Origin of the sequence: Anaerovorax odorimutans, assembly GCF_024459955.1 — a bacterium.
Lineage (GTDB): Bacteria > Bacillota > Clostridia > Peptostreptococcales > Anaerovoracaceae > Hominibacterium > Hominibacterium odorimutans_A.
Map to the genome: position 1 here is coordinate 156,982 of NZ_JANFXK010000006.1, position 21,237 is coordinate 178,218.

The window sequence follows — 21,237 nt, forward strand, 5'->3', positions numbered from 1 at the left end:
CTATGAAGAAGGAAAATCAATCATTAGAGCAAATAGGCGGAAAGCTGGCGGAAGCCAGTTCCGTACTGCTGTTTCCCCATGTTCAGATGGACGGCGATGCTCTGGGCTCTTCCGCAGCGCTTTGCAAAGCGTTGAGAAACGCAGGCAAAAAAGCCTTTATTCTTATTGAAGATGAAGTGCCGGAGTTTCTCAGTTTCCTGGATAACGGGTACTGCACAAAAGATCAGGACTGCATAGAGGATCCCGATGTCTGTATCTGTATAGACTGCGGCGAAACCTCCCGCTTTCCCGGACGGGAGCAGGCGTTTTTCAAAGGAAAAACAACCATCTGTGTGGATCATCACACCACCTCGGAGCCTTTTGCCGATTACAATTACATCGATGGCAGCAGCGCAGCCACCGCGGAAATTATCTATAAGATTCTGTCGGCCATGGGACTGCCCATTGACAAAGAGATCGGAGAAGCGATTTTTACCGGTATCTGTACGGACACCGGTAATTTTCAGTATTCCAACGCTACCAAGGAGAGCCACCTCATTACGGCGGCCCTGTATGACGCAGGAATCGACCATTCACGGATCGCGGTGGAGATTTATCAGAATACCAGAGTGGAAAAGATACGCATTACGTCCAAAATTCTGGACACCCTGGAGGTCTTTGCCGGAGGCAAAGCAGCCGCGGCCTATGTCACACAGGACATGCTGAGGCAGGTAGGCGCCAAAATGGAAGAGACGGAAGGCGTGGTGGAAACCCTTAGAAACATCAAGGGCGTAGAAGTCGCTGCTTTTGTTAAGGAGCAGGATGAAAATCTGATTAAAGTCAGTATGCGTGCGAAGACTTCCGGAAACGTGGCGGATATCGCAGCCCTGTTCGGCGGCGGCGGTCATGTAAAGGCAGCCGGATGCACGATACGCAAAGGGCTCGCGGAAGCCCAGGCAGAATTAAAAGAAGCAATTGAAGAAAGTCTGAGGAAAGCGAAAGCATGAATTTGACCGGCATAATAAATGTGAATAAACCGGCTGACTGGACGTCCCACGACTGCGTGGCGGTGATGCGCAGGGTGCTGGGCATTAAAAAAGTGGGCCATACCGGAACGCTGGACCCCATGGCCACGGGGGTTCTCCCCATCTGTGTGGGCAGCGCTACCAGAATCATGGAATATCTGGATCTGGACTTTAAAACCTATCGGTGTGAAATGCAGCTGGGACTCACCTCGGATACGCTGGACATCTGGGGAGAGATAACGGGCAGGGCCGATGCTTCCGCAGTTACGGAAGAACAGATTCGCAAGGCATTCGAACCTTTTTGCGGAAACATTTCACAGATTCCGCCAAAATATTCGGCCATAAAGGTTGACGGCAAAAAGCTGTATCAGTACGCCAGGGCCGGCGAGTCCGTGGAGATCAAACCGAGAGAGGTCTTTATCCGGGACCTTTCCGTAGAAAAGATCGACCTTGCGGAAAAAAAGATCCTCTGGCAGGTCACTTGCTCCAAGGGTACTTACATAAGGAGCATCTGCCGGGACGTGGGCGAGAACCTGGGCTGCGGCGCGGTCATGTCCGGCCTTGTGCGGACGGCCAGCGGCGCTTTTTCTCTGGAAGATGCCGTGGATATGGAGCGTCTGAGGAACATGGACCAGGAAGAAGCGCGGGCACTGCTGCTGCCGCCGGATTTTCCGCTGATTCACTTTGGAAAAGTCCTCCTGGATCAGGAGCAGGCGGCATATTTCTGCAACGGTGGCCACATTTCGCCAAGGGATGTCACCATTGGGCGGGAACCGGCTTACAAAGAAAAGCAGCCCCATATTCAGCTGCGGCCGGAATACCGGCAGGCTTATAACCTTTATCGAAAAGACGGTGCGCAGGAAACATTTCTGGGAGTCGCCTTTTACAGCAGCAAATATAAAAAACTAGTAGCGGATAAAGTATTTTTTAGAGGTTAGCATATGAAAATTTTTAATTCACTGGATGAAATCGAGAATATAGAGGAAACGGTGGTAGCCCTGGGGAACTTTGACGGTGTCCACAAAGGCCATCAGCAGATCATTTCCCGCACCGTGAAAAGCGCGGAGGCGGCAGGCTATAAAAGCGCCGTATTCACCTTTTCCAACCATCCCAAGAACCTGATGGCTGATAAAATCGTGGTGAAAAACATTCTCTATGCGGATGAAAAAGCGAAGATCATCGAAAGCCTGGGCGTGGACTACATGTTCAACATTCCTTTTGACAGGCATATCCTGACCATGGATCCCATTGATTTTATCGACGGCCTTTTAATCGACACCTTCCGTATGCGGCAGGCATACTGTGGTTTTAACTACCGGTTCGGTTATAAAGCGGCGGGGAACGCGGAGATTTTGATGAAGGAAGGGATGAAAAAAGGTTTTGGAATCCATATTCAGGAGCCCTATGAGATCGACGGCAATCTGGTCAGCAGTACCTTTATCAGAAATCTCATTCAGGAAGGAAGAGTGGATCAGTGTATGAAATATATGGGCCGCCTCTATTCCATCGGGGGAGAAGTGGTGGTAGGAAATAAGCTGGGCAGAACCATCGGATTTCCCACATCCAACATCATGATCGACGAGACCATGGTAACACCGTCCAACGGTGTTTACGTCACCTACTGTACCTATAACGGCGTGCGCTATCCCAGCGTCACCAACGTAGGCGTCAAACCAACCATCGGAACCTATCACAAAAATGTGGAAACCCATATTTTCAATTTTGACAAGGAGCTTTACGGAAAGAACATTCGCGTGGAATTCCTGGAAAAAACCAGAGATGAACGGAAGTTTGAAAGCGTGGAGGCCCTGTCAAAACAGATTACCGATGACTGCATCACGGCCAGATCCTATCACAGGCAGCGGGCAGGAAAAAAATATTAAAACACGAATTTACAAAGAGCTGATACATTTGGCTCTTTTTTATTGTGCCGCCGCGCAGCACCTGAATTTGTAAACACGCCTCTAAATTTATATCCGGGTATAAAAATACTTGCAATTCTGACAGGAACGGAGTATCCTGTAAGTACAAGAGGAAAAGAGGTGAGCGCATGATAGAATCCCGCAGAGCAGCCAATAAAATCAAATGCAGGGAAAAGATCCTCAAAGCGTCCCGGCGGCTTTTCAGAGCAAAGGGGTATGAAGACACGATGATCGAAGACGTGGCGGAAAAGGCGGAAATTTCCAAGGCCACTTTATATAATTATTTCCCCAATAAAGAAAGCCTGCTGGCGGGTACTGCGGAGGAGGAAGCGGAGACGTTTAAACGCTACGTGGATAAGGAGCTGGCACAGACGGAAAGCGGAGAAAGGATTCGAAAGGCCCTGGCTTTTCTGATTTCAGACAGTATTCCCTTTATCGGAGTTACCAGAAAAATTTTGTATCTCAACTCCTGCGAGAGCAGCCCTCTGTACGAGAAAACGGAGCCGATCCGCTCCCTTTTCGGCGAGCTGGTGGAACAGGCCCAGCAGGACGGCGTTTTCAAAGAGGAGGTCTCCGGCGAGGATATTCTGGATATCCTGATGGGCGTTTATCTCAACTCCCAGTTCCAGTGGAAAGGCATCGAATCCTATACAAAGGAGATGTGCCAACAGAAAGTAAATCATATTTTAGACCTGGCGTTGGCAGGAGTATATCAGATAGAGAGGTAGGAAGACATGGAAGAACAATATGCAATCACAAACTATCCGGACGCGGCGAAAGTAACGGAAAAACTGGATGAGCTGATTAAACAGCCCATCTATTCCATAAAACCATCGGCGCTGAAGGCATACGAAGAAGAGTATTTTGAAAAAAAGTGCAAGAAATCCAAGGCTATGATCGATGAAGCCATGAATATTATTCCCGGAGGCGTGCAGCACAATCTGGCCTTTAACCATCCCTTTCCGCTGGCGTTCAACAAGGCGGAGGGCGCGTATCTGTACGATGTGGACGGCAACAAGTATTACGACTTTCTCCAGGCGGGAGGCCCCACTGTGCTGGGCAGCAATCCCCCTTCCGTCCGCCGGAAGGTCATAGAGCTTTTGGAAAACTGCGGTCCGTCCACCGGTCTCTTCCACGAATATGAATATAAGCTGGCAAAGAAAATCTGTGACAGCGTGGAGTCGGTGGAAATGTTCCGCATGATGGGATCGGGAACAGAGGCCTGCATGGGAGCGATTCGGGTGGCCCGGCTGGCTACGAAAAACAAGCGGATTCTCAAAATGGGAGGCGCCTATCACGGATGGAGCGACCAGCTGGCGTATGGAATCCGCATACCGGGCTCCAAATGGACCCAGGCAAAAGGCGTGCCCAGGGGCATGTTCAAATACACGGATGAATTTTTCCCCAATGATCTGGGCGATTTGGCAAAGAAACTGCGCCGCAATAAAATGAAGGGCGGCACTGCCGCCGTCATGCTGGAGCCGGTGGGACCGGAGAGCGGGACCAGACCGCTGGATTACGATTTCTGCAAAGGCGTTGAAAAACTGTGCAGACAGTACGGTGCGCTGCTCATCTGCGATGAAGTGGTCTGCGGTTTCCGTATCGGTATGGGAGGTGCCCAGGGGTATTTCGGCATTTCTCCGGATCTGACGATTTTCGGCAAGGTCATCGCCGGCGGCTATCCGGGCGCGGGCGGCCTGGGCGGCAAGCGGGAATACATGAAGTATCTGTCCTCGGGAATCGGCGGCGAAGCCAAGCATCCCAAGGCATTGGTCGGCGGAACTATGGCCGCGGCGCCCATCAGCTGTGTGGCAGGGTATTACACGCTGTGCGAGATCGAAGAGTCGGGCGCCATACCAAAAGCCGGAAAGTTTGCCGACCGGCTGACAGAGGGCCTGAATCAGATGATCGACAAATACAGGCTGCCTTTTGTGGCCTTTAATCAGGGGTCCATCTGCCATCTGGACACCACGGGGGCCATGCATTACGCCATCAACTGGCACAGACCGTGGCAGATTCCGGAGGTGCTGAAAGCAACTTCCGCCAGAAAGCAGGAAATGGAACATATGGGCGCTGCTTACATGGCGGAGGGAATCGTGACGCTGGCCGGCAGCCGGCTTTATACCAGCGGGGCCTACGAAGAAGATATGCTCCCGGATATTCTCAGCCGTTTTGACCGGGTACTTTCCAATGTTGAGGAGTTAGGATAATGGAGAAAAAAGAAGCGAAAAAACAAGTGATCCGGGCGGGAAAAGAGCTGTCCCAGACGGGCCTCATCGCCAGAACCTGGGGGAACGTCAGCTGCAGGCTGGATGATGAGACTTTTGCCATCACGGCCAGCGGCCGCAGCTATCTTACCCTGACCGAAGATGAAGTGGTGGAAGTTAAAATCGCTGACCTGAGCTATGGGGGAGATATCAAGCCTTCCTCTGAAAAAAAGATACATCGGGCGATCTACCGTCTGAAAAAGGATGTGCGGTTTGTCATACATACCCACCAGGAGAACGCTTCGGCGATTTCCGCCATGGGACTTGCGGAAGTGAAATTCGATCAGGGATATGAGGGGATCGGAGACCGGGTGATCTGCGCGGAGTACGGGCTGCCGGGAACCGATAAGCTGTGCGCCAATACGGTTAAGGCGGTGGAGGCTTCGGAGGGAAACGCAGTGATCCTCAAGCATCACGGAGCCGTATGCTATGGCAGCAGCTATGAGGAGGCTTTTCAGATCGCCAAGAACCTGGAAGAGGCCTGCGGCCGGTATCTGGAGCAGCTCCACCCGGAAATCACCCGTCATACGACCAGCAAAGAGTTCATTCAGAATCAGCACGAAAAGGCGGTTATCTGGAACTGCAGCCCGGTGGTGAAGGCATTTCTCCGGGAAGGCATCAGTCTGAAACCTTATCTGGACGATTTTGCGCAGATGGCGGGAACCAGCATGAAGCTGGCCGGCCCCGAAGCGATCGAGTCAGCTGTCAAAGGCGGGAAGTCCATGCTGATAAAAGGACGGGGCGCCCTCTGTGTGGGAAGAAACGTCAGCGATGCGGAGGCGCTTTCCATGCTGGTAGAAAAGAATTGTAAAGCATATTTCGCGGCCAGGGCGGGCGGCGGAAAGCCCATCAAGTTTTGGGAGTGCCTGGCGATGCGCCAGTTCTATCTGAGAAAGTATTCAAAGTTAGGAGAGTGACGCCTATGTATGTGATCGCATACGATGTGGGAACCACCGGTGTAAAATGCTGTCTCTTTTCCCTATCCGCGGGGCAGCGCATAAAGCTTGTTGCCGGAGAACTGGCGGATTACGATCTGTATGTTCTGGAAAACGGCGGGGTGGAACAGGACCCTTATCAGTGGTGGCAGGCGATGTGCGATACCACCGGAGTTCTGCTGAAAAGAACCGGAATCCCCAAAGAGGAGATCCGGGGAATCTCTTTCTGCGCCCAAATGCAGGCCGTGGTTCTGGTGGACCAGGACGGTCAGCCGGTGAGAAACGCCATGAGCTATATGGATAACCGGGGTAAAAAGCAAATGGAGCAGGGACTGCAAAGGGGCCTTAAAGTCATGGGCATGAACGTCCGCAAGCTGCTGCGTTCGGTTATGATCAGCGGAGCGGTTTCCGCCAGCGTCAAAGATCCGCTCTGGAAATATAAATGGGTGCAGGAAAATGAGCCGGAGGTCTTTGCGAGGGTGCATAAGTGGCTGGACGTGAAGGACTATCTGGTCTGCAGGGCCACCGGAAGCTTTGTCATGTCCAGGGATAGCGCATTTGCTACACTGCTGTACGATACCAGGAGAGGCAGGGAAGGCTTCAGCCGGGAGATCTGTTCCATGATGGGCGTGGATATGGCGCATTTGCCGGAGATCTGCGAATGCTCGGATCAGGCGGGCGCTGTCACTGAGAAGGCGGCGGAAGAGCTGGGACTGGCAGCGGGAACTCCGGTGTTCTCCGGAGGCGGAGACGCTTCGCTCATAGGAGTGGGTGCGGGAGCCGTAGCTGCCGGGGCGACGCATATCTATATGGGAACCTCCGGGTGGGTGTCGACCGTGGTGGAAAAACAGAGGCTGGACGTGAGTTCCATGATCGCTTCCATTGTCGGGGCGGATCCAAAGCGGTTCAACTGTTTTGCGGAACTGGAAACCGCAGGAAAATGCCTGGAATGGGCAAGGGACCATATCGGTCTGGATGAGTTGGGCATTTTTAAAGAGAAAAAGTTCGCCTATGAGGATTCGGAAAGCCGGCAGAAAAACATTTACGGGTACATTATGGAAAAAATTTCCGATGTTCCGGCCGGAAGCAACGGCGTCCTGTTTACTCCATGGCTCCATGGAAACCGTTGTCCTTTTGAAGATCCCGATGCCAGAGGCATGTTCTTCAATCTGGGAATCGAGACTACGGCTCCCGACATGATCCATGCTGTGATCGAAGGCGTCTGCCTGCACCTGAAATGGCAGCTTCGGGCAATGGAAAAACATACAAAGACTTCGGAAACGATCCGTTTCGCGGGCGGAGGCGCGCTGGCGCAGCTGACCTGCCGGATTCTGGCCGATGTTCTGGGGCGGAGGGTAGAGACTGTGGATAATCCCCAGAACGCAGGGGCCGTAGGTGCGGCCGCGGTCATGGCTGTGGGGCTGAACGTGATTTCCTCCATTGAAGAGATCGAGCAGATGATTCCGGTCAACGGAGTGTATGAACCCCGGCCGGAGAACACTGCTGTATATGAAGAGCTGTTTGAGGTCTTTCAGGAGCTGTATAAAAAGAACCGCAGGAACTTTGGCAGGATGAATAAAAGGAGCTGATGAATATGAAAGCGCAAAACGTATCCCCTTATCGCTGGGTTGTTCTTTTTACCACGATTCCCGCGATCATTGCCACCGAGATGATGTGGCTGACATTTTCCCCGATCTCCAGCATTGCCGAGAAATTTTACGGGGTCAGCTCTTTAGCTGTGACGATGCTGGCCACAAGCTATATGCTCATGTTCATTGTTTTCTGCATACCGGCAGCCTATGTGATCGACCGTTTTGGCTTTCGGGCTTCGCTGTGGATCGGCGCGCTTTTGACCGGGATCTTCGGCCTGACCCGCGGCTTGCTGGCAGACTCGTTTACTGCGGTAATCGTTTCCCAGTTTCTCATTGCGGCCGGGCAGCCGTTTCTTTTGAATATCACAACAAAGGTGGCGGCCAATTGGTTTCCCTTTGATGAACGGGCGACAGCGGCAGGGCTTTTGACAATGGCGCAGTATCTGGGATTCGCGCTGCCCATGGTCCTTTCACCAATGCTCTCGGAGCAGTACGGACTGCCGGGAACATTAAAGGTATTTTCAGTCGTAGGGGTTATCGCCTGCGCTCTGGCACTCATCTTTTCCAGAGAGAGGCCGGCGGTTGCGCCTCCGGGACCGGCAGCGGAGAAAGAAGATTTCAGCCTTTCCACGCTGAAAGAGCTTTTCCGCAATAGAGCTTACATCATTGCTATGCTGGTGGCGTTTATTTCCATGGGTATCTTCAATACGCTGCTGACTCTGATCGAAAGCATTCTCATGCCGCGGGGCATCACTTCCGCCCAGGCGGGAATCATTGGCGCGGCCTTTGTGCTGGCCGGCGTTGTGGGTGCAATTATTCTTCCGATTATTTCCGATAAAGCGGGGAAACGAATTCCTTTCCTGATTACAGCGATCGTTTTGCTGGTTCCCCTTTACCTGGGCCTGACCCTGCTCCAGGGCTTTGTACTGCTGACGGTCACCGCTGCTGTAGCCGGTTTTGCCATCATGGGCGTAGCTCCGATCCTCTTTCAGCATGGCTCCGAGGTGGCCTATCCGATACAGGAGGGGACTTCCCTGGGCATGATTCTTTTGATGGGCCAGATTTCAGGCGTGCTTTTCGTATTCCTCTTCGAGCTGGCAGGCGGAGCTTTTGGCGGCATCACCGTGCCGATGCTGGGCGTCGTGATCCTTACGGCCCTGGAAATCCCGCTGGTGGCCAAAATGAAGGAATCGGCGCTGATAAAAAAATAAAACCGAAACTACTTGCAAAGCCTCTATACTATATGGTATCATAAATCGTTAGAAAAATTACCTTTTGCTGAGTTTTACGACGCTCCGGCGGAGGCCCGGCTGAAGGTGAATAAAAGAAAAGGAGAAAGAAGAATGATCAATCAGGCTAAAAAAGCAGAGATTATTAAAGAGTATCAGTTAAAAGAAGGGGATACAGGTTCCCCGGAAGTGCAGATCGCCATTCTGACTTACAGAATCAACGATCTCAACGAGCACCTGCAGGTGCACAAGAAGGACCACCACTCCAGAAGAGGACTTCTGAAGATGGTAGGTCAGAGAAGAAATCTTCTTAATTACCTGAAGGAAAAGGATCTGGAACGTTACAGAACCCTGATTTCCCGTTTAGGATTAAGAAAGTAATAGGAAAGAAATACAAGCGGGAGATCTGCTCCCGCTTGATTTTTTAATATGTAGGAAATATCGTCTCAAGACGATATTGACGGAGTTCCGAAGGGGGATTTTGTCGGTTCTACTTTTTTTATGCGAAAAACGCATTTTTTTAGATTTTGAGGAGAAGAAATTAACAGGAGGTAGTTGTTAATGAAATTCACAGATTACAGAACGTTTAAAACTGCTGTCGGAGGCAAGCTTTTGGAGCTGGAGATAGGAAAAGTCTGCGAGATGGCAAATGGTCAGGTTATGGTAAAATACGGAGATACGGTAGTCAATGTCACCGCCGTTATGTCCAAAGAGCCGAGACCGGACATCGACTTTTTCCCGCTCAGCTGCGACTATGAAGAAAAGATGTACGCAGCAGGAAAGATTCCAGGGGGATTTATCAAAAGAGAGGGCAGACCCAGCGAGAAAGCGATCCTGAATTGCCGCTTGATGGACAGGCCGCTTCGCCCGCTGTTTCCAAAAGGATTTTTCAATGATGTACAGGTAGTTGCCACCGTAATGTGCATGGATAACGATGCGCCGTCGGAGATCGCGGCTATGATCGGATCATCCGTAGCGCTGGCTATTTCCGACATTCCGTGGGACGGACCGACCGGTTCGGTTCTCATCGGCAGAGTGGACGGACAGTTCGTTGTCAATCCGAGCCTGGAGCAGAGAGAAAACAGCGATATGCATCTGGTTGTTTCCGGTACAAAGGAAGCCATCATGATGGTAGAAGCAGGAGCCAATGAGGTTGCGGAAGAGGATATCCTCGACGCTATCATGTTTGCTCATGAAGAAATTAAAAAGATTGTTGCCTTTATCGAGGACATTGTAGCCGAAGTGGGCAAACCGAAAAAAGAACTGGATCTTTACGAAGTTCCGGAAGAGATCAACACCGCTGTAAGAGCTTACGCGGAAGATAAAATGCGCGCTGCGATCCAGACTTACGATAAGATGGAAAGACTGGACAACATGGATGCCGTGGAAACGGAAACCAAGGAGCATTTCGAAGAAATCTATCCGGAGAACGCAAAGGATATCAATAATGTTCTCTATGCCATCACCAAAGAACAGGTGAGAAGCATGATTCTGGACGATGGTATCCGTCCCGACAATCGGAAACTGGATGAAATCCGTCCGATCTGGGTGGAGACCGGCGTTCTTCCGAGAACTCACGGTTCCGGCCTGTTCAAGAGAGGTCAGACTCAGGCTCTGTCTGTTGCTACCCTGGGCGCTATGGGAGATGCCCAGACTATCGACGGCATTACCGAGCAGACGGAAAAGAGATATATGCATCACTACAACTTCCCGCCGTATTCCGTAGGTGAAGCAAGGCCGATGAGAAGCCCGGGAAGAAGAGAGATCGGCCACGGAGCTCTGGCGGAAAGAGCGCTGATCCCGGTGCTGCCAAGCGTCGAAGAATTTCCTTATGCCATTCGTGTGGTATCGGAAATTTTATCTTCCAACGGTTCCACTTCCCAGGCGTCCGTATGCGGAAGCTGTCTGGCTCTGATGGATGCCGGCGTGCCCATCAAAGCTCCGGTAGCGGGAATCGCTATGGGACTGATTGAGCGGGTAGAAGAAGACGGCAGCAGCAAGATGGCTATTCTGTCCGATATCCAGGGCATGGAAGACTTCCTGGGCGATATGGACTTTAAGGTTGCGGGAACCAAGAAGGGCGTCACTGCCATTCAGATGGATATCAAGGTTCACGGACTTTCCAAGCAGGTGCTGCAGGACGCGCTGGCCCAGGCCTACGAAGGCAGAATGCACATCATGCAGGAAATGCTGGAAGAAATTCCTGAGCCGAGAAAAGAACTGTCACCGTATGCTCCGAGAATTATCTCGCTGCAGATCGACCCGGATAAAATCAGAACCGTCATCGGACCGGGAGGCAAGACGATCAACAAGATCATCGGAGACACAGGTGTTAAGATCGATATCGACGATACCGGCCTTGTATATATCGCAGCTCCTGATATGGAAAGCGCCCATGCGGCCCTCAATGAAGTGGAGATGCTGACCAAGGACGTTGAAGTGGGCGAAATCTACGAAGGTACCGTCACCAGACTGATGAACTTTGGTGCTTTCATTGAGATCCTGCCTGGCAAGGAAGGCCTGCTGCATATCTCCAAGATGGCCAAGCATCGTGTGGAAAAGGTTGAAGATGTGGTGAGCGTAGGTGACAAGCTGAAAGTAAAAGTAACCGAAATCGACAGCCAGAACAGAATCAATCTTTCCAGAAAAGAATTGCTGTAAAACTCACTTTATATAAGGAATGGAGCCGACCCCGCGGGGCTGGCTCTTTTGTTTATGCTTCTTTAGGAGGATTAAGGGGATAGCGAGAGAAATGGGGCCTTTAATGCCGCCATTTTTCTTTTGCGATTTAATATGATAAAGCGATTCCGGCGCTTTGCCCGATATAAAAGTTTAAAAGCGGATCTTTTTTCAACGTTTCCCGCCATTTCAGCCTGTTCAGATGCCGGATTTGATGAAAGTGGCAAGATGAAATCCCGCAAACCCACTGTTTTCGTCCGCTCAGTCCTTATTTAAAATCAAAAAGCGCCAAAAGCGCTCAGGCCCTGAGCCCAGCAGATCCCGGCTCTGAGCTAAAAAACTCTTGAATAAAATACTGGAAACCTTTAAAGATAAGAAAGAGATTAAACTTTTTTAAACTATTTCGTGTATAATAGGTATAAGGCATAAATAAATTTGGAAGTTTAGAAAGTTGGTGAAACAGTGACTGGAAAAAATACACATATTATTAATGATGCTGAATTAGACCTGCGCGTAAAAAGATCAGTAGCTATTGAGTTAGAACGGCGTAAGGCTATGAGAGCTCCAATCGTAAGATATAATCGGGATACAGGAGAGATTTTTCATGAAATGTCCGGTGGAGAACTAGTAAAAGTCGGATCACGATCAAAACGGGGGAGATATAGTGAACGAAAGAAATAGGAAACCGGAAATTACGTTTTTTGCCGGTCCCAATGGATCAGGGAAAAGCACAATTACTGATTTGATTCGTCCGCCATATAAATATATTAATGCGGATGAAATTAAAAAAATTCTCGATTGCAGTGATATTGAAGCTGCTAAACTGGCAACAGCGCGAAGAGAGTCCTATCTGGAAAAATCAGAGAACTTTGCGTTTGAAACTGTTTTATCTACCGATAGAAATTTAAAGCTCCTGCAAAGAGCGAAAGCAGCCGGATATTTTATTCGTGGGTTCTATGTCATCACTGCAGACCCCATGATTAATGTTGAAAGAGTAAAAATGCGAGTGTATACGGGTGGGCATGATGTCCCAACAGAAAAAATTATGGAACGCTATGATAAATCTCTTGCTCTTTTATCCTGTGTAGTTGAGTGCTGTGATATTTGTCACATCTATGATAATACGGATTTCCCTTTCCGGATTTTTAAGAAAAGAAAGGAAGCGGCGTATTATCATGAAAATGAAGATTGGAAACTTGAAGATATTCAGCTGTTGACCGGGATAGAGAATCTGCAGGCCAAGAATTTAAATGAAAAAAGTCTATATTAAAACTTCCTGTTCTGCGGGGAGTTTTAACTTTTCACTAGATATGCACTATGACCTCTCAGATGGCGGCCATCGTCCCTCTTTTGTGATTTAATATGATAAAGCGATTCCGGCGCTTTGCCCGATATAAAAGTTTAAAAGCGGATCTTTTTTCAACGTTTCCCGCCATTTCAGCCTGTTCAGATGCCGGATTTGATGAAAGTGGCAAGATGAAATTCCGCAAACCCACTGTTTTCGTCCGCTCAGTCCTTATTTAAAATCAAAAAGCGCCAAAAGCGCTCAGGCTCTGAGCCCAGCAGATTCCGGCGCTGCGCTAAAAAACTCTTGAATAAAATACTGGAACCTGCTATGATATAAATACAAAAAGAGCAACCGCCCATAAGGTGGGTTGACCTGATTATGAGTTTAGAAAAACCACCCTCCAACCGGTCAAGTTTTGGGGTGGTTTTCTATGTTAAGTTAGTGACAAATCAAATAAATGAATGTCAGCAACGCTAAAATAAACATTCCAAAAGCCATAAGATCTTTAAAATCGAAATGTTTCATAGACATCACCTCCATTCTATGTAAGTTAGAATGAAGGCCAACACCACCCTGCAACACGATTGCTCTTTAAAATGAATATAACATAATTTACCATATATGTCAATTTAAGTGTTTTTATCTTTATTTTTTGCCATGAAATCTTTTTAAAATGCGGATTTTCAAGAAAAGAAGCGGCGCATTATCATGAAAATGAAGATATGCACTATGACTTCTCAGATGGCGGCCATCGTTTTTCTTTCGCAATTTAATTTGATAAAGCGATTCCGGCGCTTTACCCATAATAAAAGTTTAAAAGCGGATCTTTTTTCAACGTTTCCCGCCATTTCAGCCTGTTCAGATACCGGATTTGATGAAAGCTGCGGGCTAAAATCCCGCAAACCCACTGTTTTCGTCCGCTCAGCCCTTATTTAAAATCAAAAAGCGCCAAGAGCGCTCAGGCTATGAGTCCGGCAGAGTCCAGCAGATTCCGGCAGAGTCCATCGCCTGAGCGAAAAAGCCGCCTGATCGCCAAAAGCCTCTCTTCAACCCTAGTACCATCTTATTTTTCACTACACCATATCTTGTTATCCATTGCGCCAATCGGGAAGGTTACACTGCATACATTGAAATTTCAAGCTTTTGGAGGAAAAAGTTTGCGTTGGAAATATTGTTCTTTTTTGCAAAAAAAGATATAATCGTAGAAAAGTGCAGGATTAAATTCGTAGGAAGAATCAACCAGATAAACAAAGTTTGACAAAAAATAACAACAAATGATACAATAGACAAAGATTTTATGTAAACAAAGGAGAGGCAACTATGAAACGAAGATTTCTGTCTGCGCTGCTCATACTGTTTCTGGCAGTGACGATGCTGGCCCCTATGGGCGCAAAGCCGGAAGAAGCGGCGGCAGCCAGCTTTACCATTCGGACAAGCATGCCCAGGCTCAACGATCCCAACGCCAGATTTTATTATTCGGATCTGAACCGCTTTTGGAAGGCGGGCAGACTGGCCCCGGATTTCAAATACTACAAGGGCATCATGGACGATGGAAAGACAGGAGGCTATGTCTGGGGAAATTGTACATGGTGGGCTTACAGCAGAGCCAGTGAAGTCCTGGGAGCGCCTCTCAATCCCGATCTGCGCGGAAATGCGGGAGACTGGTGGGAGTGCAATAAAAAAGGTGGATTCTATCCATACGGTTCAACGCCAAAAGCAGGAGCGCTGGTCGTATATCGAACGCACGTAGCTTTCATAGAAAAAGTTGTCGGCGGGCAGATCTACGTTTCGGAATCGGGATGGCAGACCAGAACCTACGGACCCAGCTCCACAGACGATTTCTTCTTCCATTATGGTAAACCATGGAGCAGCAACGGAACTCCAAAGGGATACATATACGTTACCGATAAAACGCCCAGCAACCAGGGCAGCGTATCGGCAAACTACAGCGTAAGGGTCGATGTGTCGGATCTGCGCATGCGAAGCGGTCCGGGAACCGGTTATTCCAACATGGGAAAGATCGCCAAGGGCACTTATCAGCTGAAAGCTGTCACCTCTGACGGCGAGTGGGGCCAGCTCAAAGACAACGGATACTGGATCAGCCTGGAATATACTACAAGGGTGTCCAATTCCGACAGTGGCAGCAACAGCCTCAAGTCGCTCAGCGTCAGCGGATATTCCCTGTCACCGGCCTTTAAAGCCGGAACCACATCCTACTCGCTGACCGTGCCCAGCAACGTTTCCTCGGTTAAAATTAAGGCGACCAAGGCTGACTCCAAGGCAAAGGTTTCCGGTACGGGAACAGTGAAACTTTCCACAGGCACCAACACGAAAAACGTAAAAGTTACCGCCCAGAACGGGGCCGTAAAGAATTACCAGATAAAAATTACCAGGTCCAAAGAGACCAAAGTTAAAATAGCAGTGACTTCGCTGAACATGCGGAGCGGTCCGGGCACGAATTATAAGAGCAAGGGCAAGATCAAAAAAGGAACCTACAAGGTGGTGCAGACCAAAAACGGTTGGGGCAAGCTGAAGAAAAACGGCTATTGGATCAGTCTGGCATATACAAAGGCATCCTCATCCAGCAGTTCCGCTTCCAAGGCAAGCTATAAAGTGAAAATCAAGGTTTCCGGCCTGAACATGCGAAGCGGTCCGGGCACCAAATATAAGAGCAAAGGCAAAATCAAAAAAGGAACTTATGTGATTAAGCAGAAAAAGAACGGATGGGGCAAACTGAAAACCAACGGCTATTGGATCAAGCTGTCCTATACGACCAGGGTGAAATAGTTTTGACCATAAGACAGAGTAAGACAAAAAAACATTAAGAAAAAAACATCAGACAGACAGAATTCCCTATTTGGAGAAAAACTCAATAGGGAATTTTGCAGTTCAAAAGGAGGGAATCGTGTTTTTACCGGTTTCAAAAAAAGATATGCAGGAAAGAGGATGGGAGCAGGTGGACTTCGTTCTGGTGACAGGGGACGCTTACGTGGATCATCCGTCCTTCGGAACGGCAATTATCAGCAGAGTGCTGGAGCGTTTCGGATACAAGGTGGCGATCCTCGCCCAGCCGGACTGGCGGAGCACAAAGGATTTTACCCGCTTTGGAAGGCCAAGGCTGGGGTTTCTCATCAACAGCGGCAACGTGGATTCCATGGTCAACCATTTTTCCGTATTCAAGCACAGACGCAGGACGGACCACTACTCTCCGGGAGGAAAGGCCGGGCTGCGTCCCGACCGGGCGGTCATCGTCTACAGCAACAAAGCACGGGAAGCCTACAAGGACGTACCCATTATTATCGGGGGACTGGAAGCCAGTCTGCGCCGTCTGGGCCACTATGACTACTGGGACGATAAAGTGCGCCGTTCTGTTTTGCTGGACGCAAAAGCGGATATACTCATCTATGGCATGGGCGAGAGGGCCGCGGTGGAAATCGCGGAAGCGCTAGACTCAGGGATCGAAGCAAAGGACATTGGCTGGATACGGGGAACCTGCGTCAAAGGCAGCGTAGAGGATGCTGACAGCGAAACCATCATCCTTCCATCCTTTGAGGAGATCACAGACAGTAAAAGGCGATACGGAGACAGCTTTGCCCTCCAGTATCGAAATAACGACGCCATTCAGGGAAAACGGCTCATGGAGCCTTACGGAGAGAAGCTGTGCGTGGTACAGAACGTTCCTCAGCCACCTCTGGAACGGGAGGAACTGGATCAGATTTATGAGCTGCCCTACGAAGGAGAAGCGCATCCCATGTATGAAAAAGACGGAGGCGTTCCGGCTCTGAAAGAAGTTCGTTTCAGCCTCACCAGCAGCCGAGGCTGTTTCGGAGGATGCAGCTTCTGTGCGCTCACCTATCATCAGGGCAGGGAGCTCCGCAGCCGCAGCATAGCGTCCCTGGTAAAGGAAGCGGAAGCGCTGACCCACAGGTCGGATTTCAAAGGCTATATCCACGATGTAGGCGGGCCTACGGCCAATTTCCGCCATCCCGCCTGCAAAAAACAATTGAAGGCCGGGGTTTGTAAAAATAAGGATTGCCTCTATCCAAAGCCGTGCGGCCAGATGGAAATCGACCACAGCGAATACCTGCGGCTGCTGCGGGAACTCCGCGACATTCCGGGAATTAAAAAGGTATTCATCCGTTCGGGAATCCGTTACGACTACGTGATGGCGGATAAAGATGACTCTTTTCTTCGGGAACTGTGCCACCACCATGTCAGCGGAACCCTCAAGGTAGCGCCGGAGCATGTATCGCAGCACGTGCTGAAATATATGCGGAAGCCGGGAAAAGAAGTCTTTGAAGATTTCAGCAGAAGCTACAGGAAGATCAACGAGAAGCTGGGATTAAAGCAATACCTGATCCCCTATCTCATTTCCTCCCATCCGGGCAGCAGGCTTGAGGACGCCGTAGAGCTGGCGCTCTTTCTCAAAGAAAACCACTTTATTCCCGATCAGGTGCAGGACTTCTATCCTACGCCGGGAACGCTGGCTACCTGCATGTATTACACGGAAGAGGACCCCTTTACCGGGGAGCCTGTCTATGTAGCCAAAGACCTGGAAGAAAAAAAGATGCAGCGGGCCCTGATCCATTTTCACAAGCCGGAGAACCGAAAGCTTGTGCAGGCCGCACTGGAAAAGGCCGGACGAAAGGATCTCATACCGGTGCTTTCCGATCATAACAACAAAAGGAAAGGCAGAAAACGATGAGCTTGATTTATTTACTTCCTTCTATCCTGGAAGAAAGCAAAGAAGAATACGAAGAGATAAAAAAATCCATTCCCGCGGGCAGGAGCTTTTGCCCGGTGGAAAAGATCAACCATACCCAGTCGGAGAGCGACAGCCTTCTGGCGCGGGGAGACAATCTGGAGTTTATCCAGTACCTGATCCGGGAAAAGGACATGGAAGGAAAAATCCAGCTGATCTATATGGACCCGCCCTTTTATTCCAAAGCCAGCTATGACGCGGTAATCAAGCTGAAATCGCCGCTGATCGAAGATGCGCCGGCCATCAAGCCCACTGCCTACGATGATCTGTGGAAGACCGGCATGGAGGAATACCTGCGCATGCTGTGCATCCGCTTCTTCTTTATCCGCGACCTGCTTTCGGAGGAAGGCTGTTTCTGGGTCCATCTGGACTGGCATGTGGTCCATTATGTGAAGATCCTTTTGGACGAGATTTTCGGAGAGGACTGCTTTGTCAATGAGATCATCTGGAACTATAAATCCGGAGGAACCGGGAAACGGAACTTTTCCAGAAAACACGATACGCTTTTGTTTTACGGAAAGAGCAAGAAATATTATTTTCAGCCGCTGCAGGAAAAATCCTACAATCGGGGCTACAAGCCTTACCGTTTTAAAGGCGTCAAGGAGTACAAGGATGATCTGGGCTGGTATACGATGGTCAATATGAAGGATGTCTGGCAGGTGGACATGGTGGGCAGGACCTCTGCCGAGAGAACGGGCTATGCCACCCAAAAGCCGGAACAGCTCCTTTCCCGGATCATAGAGAGCTGCAGCAGGCCCGGAGATCTGTGCGCCGACTTTTTCGGCGGCTCGGGTACCCTGGCGGCCACAGCGGAAAAACTGGGCAGACAGTGGATTTCCTGCGATGTGGGCGGCATTGCCACAGCCAGCAGTCTCAAACGCATGTCCGTTAAAAAAAGCACCTTCACCCTGTTGGAAACAGAGGCGGATGAAAAGAGCGAGGAACTGCGGGTCAGACTGGAAACAGAACCGATCGAGTTTACCGATAAAAAACTGGTGACCGTTACGCTGGAAGGTTATGATCTGGATCTGAAGCACATTCCCCTCCAGGGAAAAGACCGGGACGTGATTAACAAGTTCCGCAAAAAAGATTCTCTGCAGCTGTTGGAATATTGGAGCGTGGATTTTCACTATGACGGAAAGATACATAATCCGGAATTTTCTTTTCCCAAGGAAAAAGACAGGATTGAGAAAGTTTGCCGGCAGATCGGGCACAATATGGATAAAATCAGTATTCGCGCCGTGGATGTGTTCGGCAACAGTACACTGAAAATCTTACACGCAGGAGAGTAACGGATGGGAAACAGGAGACAGAGGCTGCTCAGTCAAAAACAAAGAAACGCGATCAGGGAAACCTTCCGCAAAGAGCGGATAAAGGCGGCAGCCGCCGACTCCTTTTTTCTGCTGATAGCATGCTGTCTGGGAGCCTTCTCCACCGTGGGAGTGATGATCCCCAACGGGCTCACCAGCGGAGGACTGACGGGAATCGTCCGCATTGTTCAGAACTTTGTTCCCCTGGATTTTTCTCTGCTTTACTACGGTGGTTCTATTGTGATTCTAATCGTTGCGGTTATCTTTCTGGGATTGCGGGAATTCCGCAAGATCCTGCTGCTGACCATCGTTTTCCCGGCGGCGATCTTTGTCTTTGAGAAGCTGGACTTGCAGCTCTTGGAGGATAAGGACATACTTTTGGCAGCTGTTTTCTGCGGCGTTTTTTCCGGCGTCTGCGTAGGACTGGTTTTTTGGCGGGGCTATAGCTTCAGCGGAACCGAGGCCATCGCTAAGATTCTGAAAAAGAAGCTGTTTCCCCATTACAGCCTCAGTAAGATCCTGCTGGCCATCGACGGGGTGATTATCGCTGCTTCCGCCTTTATATTCGGCAGGAACATTGCCCTGTACGCACTGATTACACAGGTCATCATCAGCAGGATGGTGGATATCGTCATGTACGGGTTTGAAACCAAGATTGTGCGGCTGGAGATCATCACATCCCAAAAGCAGGCCGTGAGCCGCTATATCATAGAAGACATCCGCAGAGGCGTTTCCAGCATGGAAATCACAGGCGAATACACAAAAAACCAGTATACGCAGCTCAGCGTCATGTGTTCGCCGAGGGAGAGCATACTGGTTAAGCGCAAGGTGGCGGAATTGGATAAAAAAGCCCTGGTGACCGTGCTCCCGGTAGAAACGGTGTGGGGAACGGGCGAGGGCTTTAATGACCTTGAAAAGGATCAGTGAGAAGTGCCGGGAAAGCAGACCGTGATTCTGGTGCCGATCTCTTCTCTGCTGAGGACCTGAAAATATCCGCCGTGGCGGTCAACGATCCATTTGGCGATGGAAAGCCCCAGTCCTGTACCTCCGCTTTCCCTTCCTCTGGCAGGGTCGGCGCGGAAGAACCGCTCGAATACATGGGGAACATCGCCGGCTGCGATGCCGATTCCCTCATCCTGAACCACGAAGCATCCGTGGTTCTTTTCATTTTTTTTGACCTGCAGAACGATCTCAGCACCGGAGGGCGTGTACTTGGCAGCGTTATCCACCAGGATACGGGCGGCCTGCTTGACCATGGCCGTATCTCCGATAATCCGTACATCCTCAGATTCCTTCAAACGGTAATGGTGGTCGGGATCGATCATCACGGACTCATCGAAGACCTCTTTGATGGTATCGGTGAGGGAGAATTCCTCCATGGTCAGCTTGGTCCTGCCGCTGTCGCCCCTTGCCAGGAACAGCAGCTGTTCCACCAGCTTTTTCATATGGTCGGATTCGCTTTTAATGGCTTCGATGGATTCCCCGAGGATCTTTTCATCCTCTTTTCCCCAGCGGTCCAGCATATTGGCGTAGCCCTGTATGACAGCGATGGGCGTCCGCAGCTCATGGGAGGCATCGGAGACAAAGCGGGCCTGCTGCTGATAAGACTGACGCATACGGTCCAGCAGACTGTTGACTGCCTGCTCCAGCCCTTCCAGCTCCGTATCACCTGTCTGCAGTCTTGCGTCCGGGCCGGTGGGGCTGATCTGGCTGATGGCGTCCTCCAGATCATGGAATTTATCTTCGTCAAAGGCTGCCGCCTCGGTCAGTTCCTTGGCCTTCTGCGTCATCTCGTAGAGCGGAGACAGCTGCCTGCGCGCCTTGCGGGAGCCGGTCAGCATATCCGACAGCAGGGTCAGCAGCTGGATGACGATAATCAATGCCAGGCACCGCCAGGAAAATACCAGGAATTTTCCCGCATAGACGGAGACTTCCTGCCCGCGCTCGTTCTCATAAACGTACTCGGCCCGTATCATGGTTTCCTGGAAGGGCACAAGAATCCAGCGCTTGCTCTTTTCCGCATAATTTTGATGCTCTTTTGGTATCTGATCGGCGTTGATCGTTTCAAAGTGACGGGGCGTTTTGATGCTGAATTCGGCGCCCCGTGAGGTCTCCTGAAAATAGCACCAGCCGCCTATGGTCATTCCCGCCGCCAGAATGTCGAAAAGAAGAAAGGCGGCAAAAAGGCCTGCCACCCAGCTTCGATTGATGTTCCTGGCGATGGATCTCATTTTTTTTGTTTCGTTCAT

At 50.1% G+C, this 21,237-nt stretch carries 16 protein-coding genes; 15 read left to right on the forward strand and 1 reads right to left on the reverse strand.

Going from position 1 to position 21,237, the window contains the following annotated elements:
- The first annotated feature begins 2 nt into the window (after positions 1-2).
- The 15 genes from NE619_RS07270 (at position 3) to NE619_RS07340 (ending at position 19,915) form a co-directional block, all read left to right on the forward strand.
- Complete coding sequence (locus NE619_RS07270) at positions 3-986, forward strand: DHH family phosphoesterase (protein ID WP_256131741.1); 984 nt, start codon at positions 3-5, stop codon at positions 984-986.
- On the forward strand, positions 983-1,942 hold the full coding sequence (truB, locus tag NE619_RS07275) for a tRNA pseudouridine(55) synthase TruB (RefSeq protein ID WP_256131742.1): 960 nt from the start codon (positions 983-985) through the stop codon (positions 1,940-1,942). The genes NE619_RS07270 and truB overlap by 4 nt, the downstream gene beginning before the upstream one ends.
- A gap of 3 nt (positions 1,943-1,945) precedes the next feature.
- A complete protein-coding gene (locus tag NE619_RS07280; RefSeq protein WP_256131743.1) occupies positions 1,946-2,887 on the forward strand; it encodes a bifunctional riboflavin kinase/FAD synthetase in 942 nt (313 codons plus the stop codon).
- Between the two features lie 167 nt (positions 2,888-3,054).
- The gene (locus tag NE619_RS07285; protein ID WP_256131744.1) at positions 3,055-3,654 is read left to right on the forward strand and encodes a TetR/AcrR family transcriptional regulator; all 600 of its coding nucleotides are present in this window, start codon (positions 3,055-3,057) and stop codon (positions 3,652-3,654) included.
- A 6-nt stretch (positions 3,655-3,660) separates the two neighbouring features.
- Positions 3,661-5,136, forward strand: coding sequence for an aspartate aminotransferase family protein (locus tag NE619_RS07290; protein ID WP_256131745.1), 1,476 nt, complete (start codon positions 3,661-3,663; stop codon positions 5,134-5,136).
- Positions 5,136-6,110, forward strand: a complete 975-nt coding sequence (locus NE619_RS07295) for a class II aldolase/adducin family protein (protein WP_256131746.1) — start codon at positions 5,136-5,138, stop codon at positions 6,108-6,110. Before NE619_RS07290 ends, NE619_RS07295 begins: the two co-directional genes overlap by 1 nt.
- A 5-nt stretch (positions 6,111-6,115) precedes the next feature.
- Positions 6,116-7,717, forward strand: a complete 1,602-nt coding sequence (locus NE619_RS07300; protein WP_256131747.1) for a xylulokinase — start codon at positions 6,116-6,118, stop codon at positions 7,715-7,717.
- A 5-nt stretch (positions 7,718-7,722) separates the two neighbouring features.
- Positions 7,723-8,931 carry an MFS transporter gene (locus tag NE619_RS07305; protein WP_256131748.1) on the forward strand — a complete coding sequence of 403 codons (1,209 nt, stop codon included), beginning with the start codon at positions 7,723-7,725 and terminating at the stop codon, positions 8,929-8,931.
- Between the two features lie 132 nt (positions 8,932-9,063).
- Positions 9,064-9,330: a 30S ribosomal protein S15 gene (rpsO, locus tag NE619_RS07310; RefSeq protein WP_256131771.1), complete on the forward strand. Its 267-nt coding sequence runs from the start codon at positions 9,064-9,066 to the stop codon at positions 9,328-9,330.
- Between the two features lie 180 nt (positions 9,331-9,510).
- Positions 9,511-11,610 carry a polyribonucleotide nucleotidyltransferase gene (locus NE619_RS07315; RefSeq protein WP_256131749.1) on the forward strand — a complete coding sequence of 700 codons (2,100 nt, stop codon included), beginning with the start codon at positions 9,511-9,513 and terminating at the stop codon, positions 11,608-11,610.
- A 682-nt stretch (positions 11,611-12,292) separates the two neighbouring features.
- Positions 12,293-12,898 (forward strand): zeta toxin family protein, encoded by a 606-nt coding sequence (locus NE619_RS07320; protein WP_256131750.1) that lies wholly within the window; start codon positions 12,293-12,295, stop codon positions 12,896-12,898.
- A 1,338-nt stretch (positions 12,899-14,236) separates the two neighbouring features.
- Positions 14,237-15,703 carry a CHAP domain-containing protein gene (locus tag NE619_RS07325; protein WP_256131751.1) on the forward strand — a complete coding sequence of 489 codons (1,467 nt, stop codon included), beginning with the start codon at positions 14,237-14,239 and terminating at the stop codon, positions 15,701-15,703.
- A gap of 118 nt (positions 15,704-15,821) precedes the next feature.
- On the forward strand, positions 15,822-17,621 hold the full coding sequence (locus tag NE619_RS07330) for a YgiQ family radical SAM protein (protein WP_256131752.1): 1,800 nt from the start codon (positions 15,822-15,824) through the stop codon (positions 17,619-17,621).
- On the forward strand, positions 17,618-18,970 hold the full coding sequence (locus tag NE619_RS07335) for a DNA methyltransferase (RefSeq protein ID WP_256131753.1): 1,353 nt from the start codon (positions 17,618-17,620) through the stop codon (positions 18,968-18,970). The genes NE619_RS07330 and NE619_RS07335 overlap by 4 nt, the downstream gene beginning before the upstream one ends.
- Before the next feature lie 3 nt (positions 18,971-18,973).
- Positions 18,974-19,915 carry a YitT family protein gene (locus NE619_RS07340; RefSeq protein ID WP_256131754.1) on the forward strand — a complete coding sequence of 314 codons (942 nt, stop codon included), beginning with the start codon at positions 18,974-18,976 and terminating at the stop codon, positions 19,913-19,915.
- On the opposite strand, the gene NE619_RS07345 is transcribed toward NE619_RS07340, so the two are convergent.
- Positions 19,909-21,237, reverse strand: coding sequence for a sensor histidine kinase (locus NE619_RS07345; RefSeq protein ID WP_256131755.1), 1,329 nt, complete (start codon positions 21,235-21,237; stop codon positions 19,909-19,911). The two genes, NE619_RS07340 and NE619_RS07345, sit on opposite strands and share 7 nt — an antisense overlap.

Bases quoted from the DNA above. Each gene is read 5' to 3' on its own strand.
- NE619_RS07270 (WP_256131741.1), top strand. From the start codon at position 3: ATGAAGAAGGAAAATCAATCATTAGAGCAAATAGGCGGAAAGCTGGCG.
- truB (WP_256131742.1), top strand. From the start codon at position 983: ATGAATTTGACCGGCATAATAAATGTGAATAAACCGGCTGACTGGACG.
- NE619_RS07280 (WP_256131743.1), top strand. From the start codon at position 1,946: ATGAAAATTTTTAATTCACTGGATGAAATCGAGAATATAGAGGAAACG.
- NE619_RS07285 (WP_256131744.1), top strand. From the start codon at position 3,055: ATGATAGAATCCCGCAGAGCAGCCAATAAAATCAAATGCAGGGAAAAG.
- NE619_RS07290 (WP_256131745.1), top strand. From the start codon at position 3,661: ATGGAAGAACAATATGCAATCACAAACTATCCGGACGCGGCGAAAGTA.
- NE619_RS07295 (WP_256131746.1), top strand. From the start codon at position 5,136: ATGGAGAAAAAAGAAGCGAAAAAACAAGTGATCCGGGCGGGAAAAGAG.
- NE619_RS07300 (WP_256131747.1), top strand. From the start codon at position 6,116: ATGTATGTGATCGCATACGATGTGGGAACCACCGGTGTAAAATGCTGT.
- NE619_RS07305 (WP_256131748.1), top strand. From the start codon at position 7,723: ATGAAAGCGCAAAACGTATCCCCTTATCGCTGGGTTGTTCTTTTTACC.
- rpsO (WP_256131771.1), top strand. From the start codon at position 9,064: ATGATCAATCAGGCTAAAAAAGCAGAGATTATTAAAGAGTATCAGTTA.
- NE619_RS07315 (WP_256131749.1), top strand. From the start codon at position 9,511: ATGAAATTCACAGATTACAGAACGTTTAAAACTGCTGTCGGAGGCAAG.
- NE619_RS07325 (WP_256131751.1), top strand. From the start codon at position 14,237: ATGAAACGAAGATTTCTGTCTGCGCTGCTCATACTGTTTCTGGCAGTG.
- NE619_RS07335 (WP_256131753.1), top strand. From the start codon at position 17,618: ATGAGCTTGATTTATTTACTTCCTTCTATCCTGGAAGAAAGCAAAGAA.
- NE619_RS07340 (WP_256131754.1), top strand. From the start codon at position 18,974: ATGGGAAACAGGAGACAGAGGCTGCTCAGTCAAAAACAAAGAAACGCG.
- NE619_RS07345 (WP_256131755.1), bottom strand. From the start codon at position 21,237: ATGAACGAAACAAAAAAAATGAGATCCATCGCCAGGAACATCAATCGA.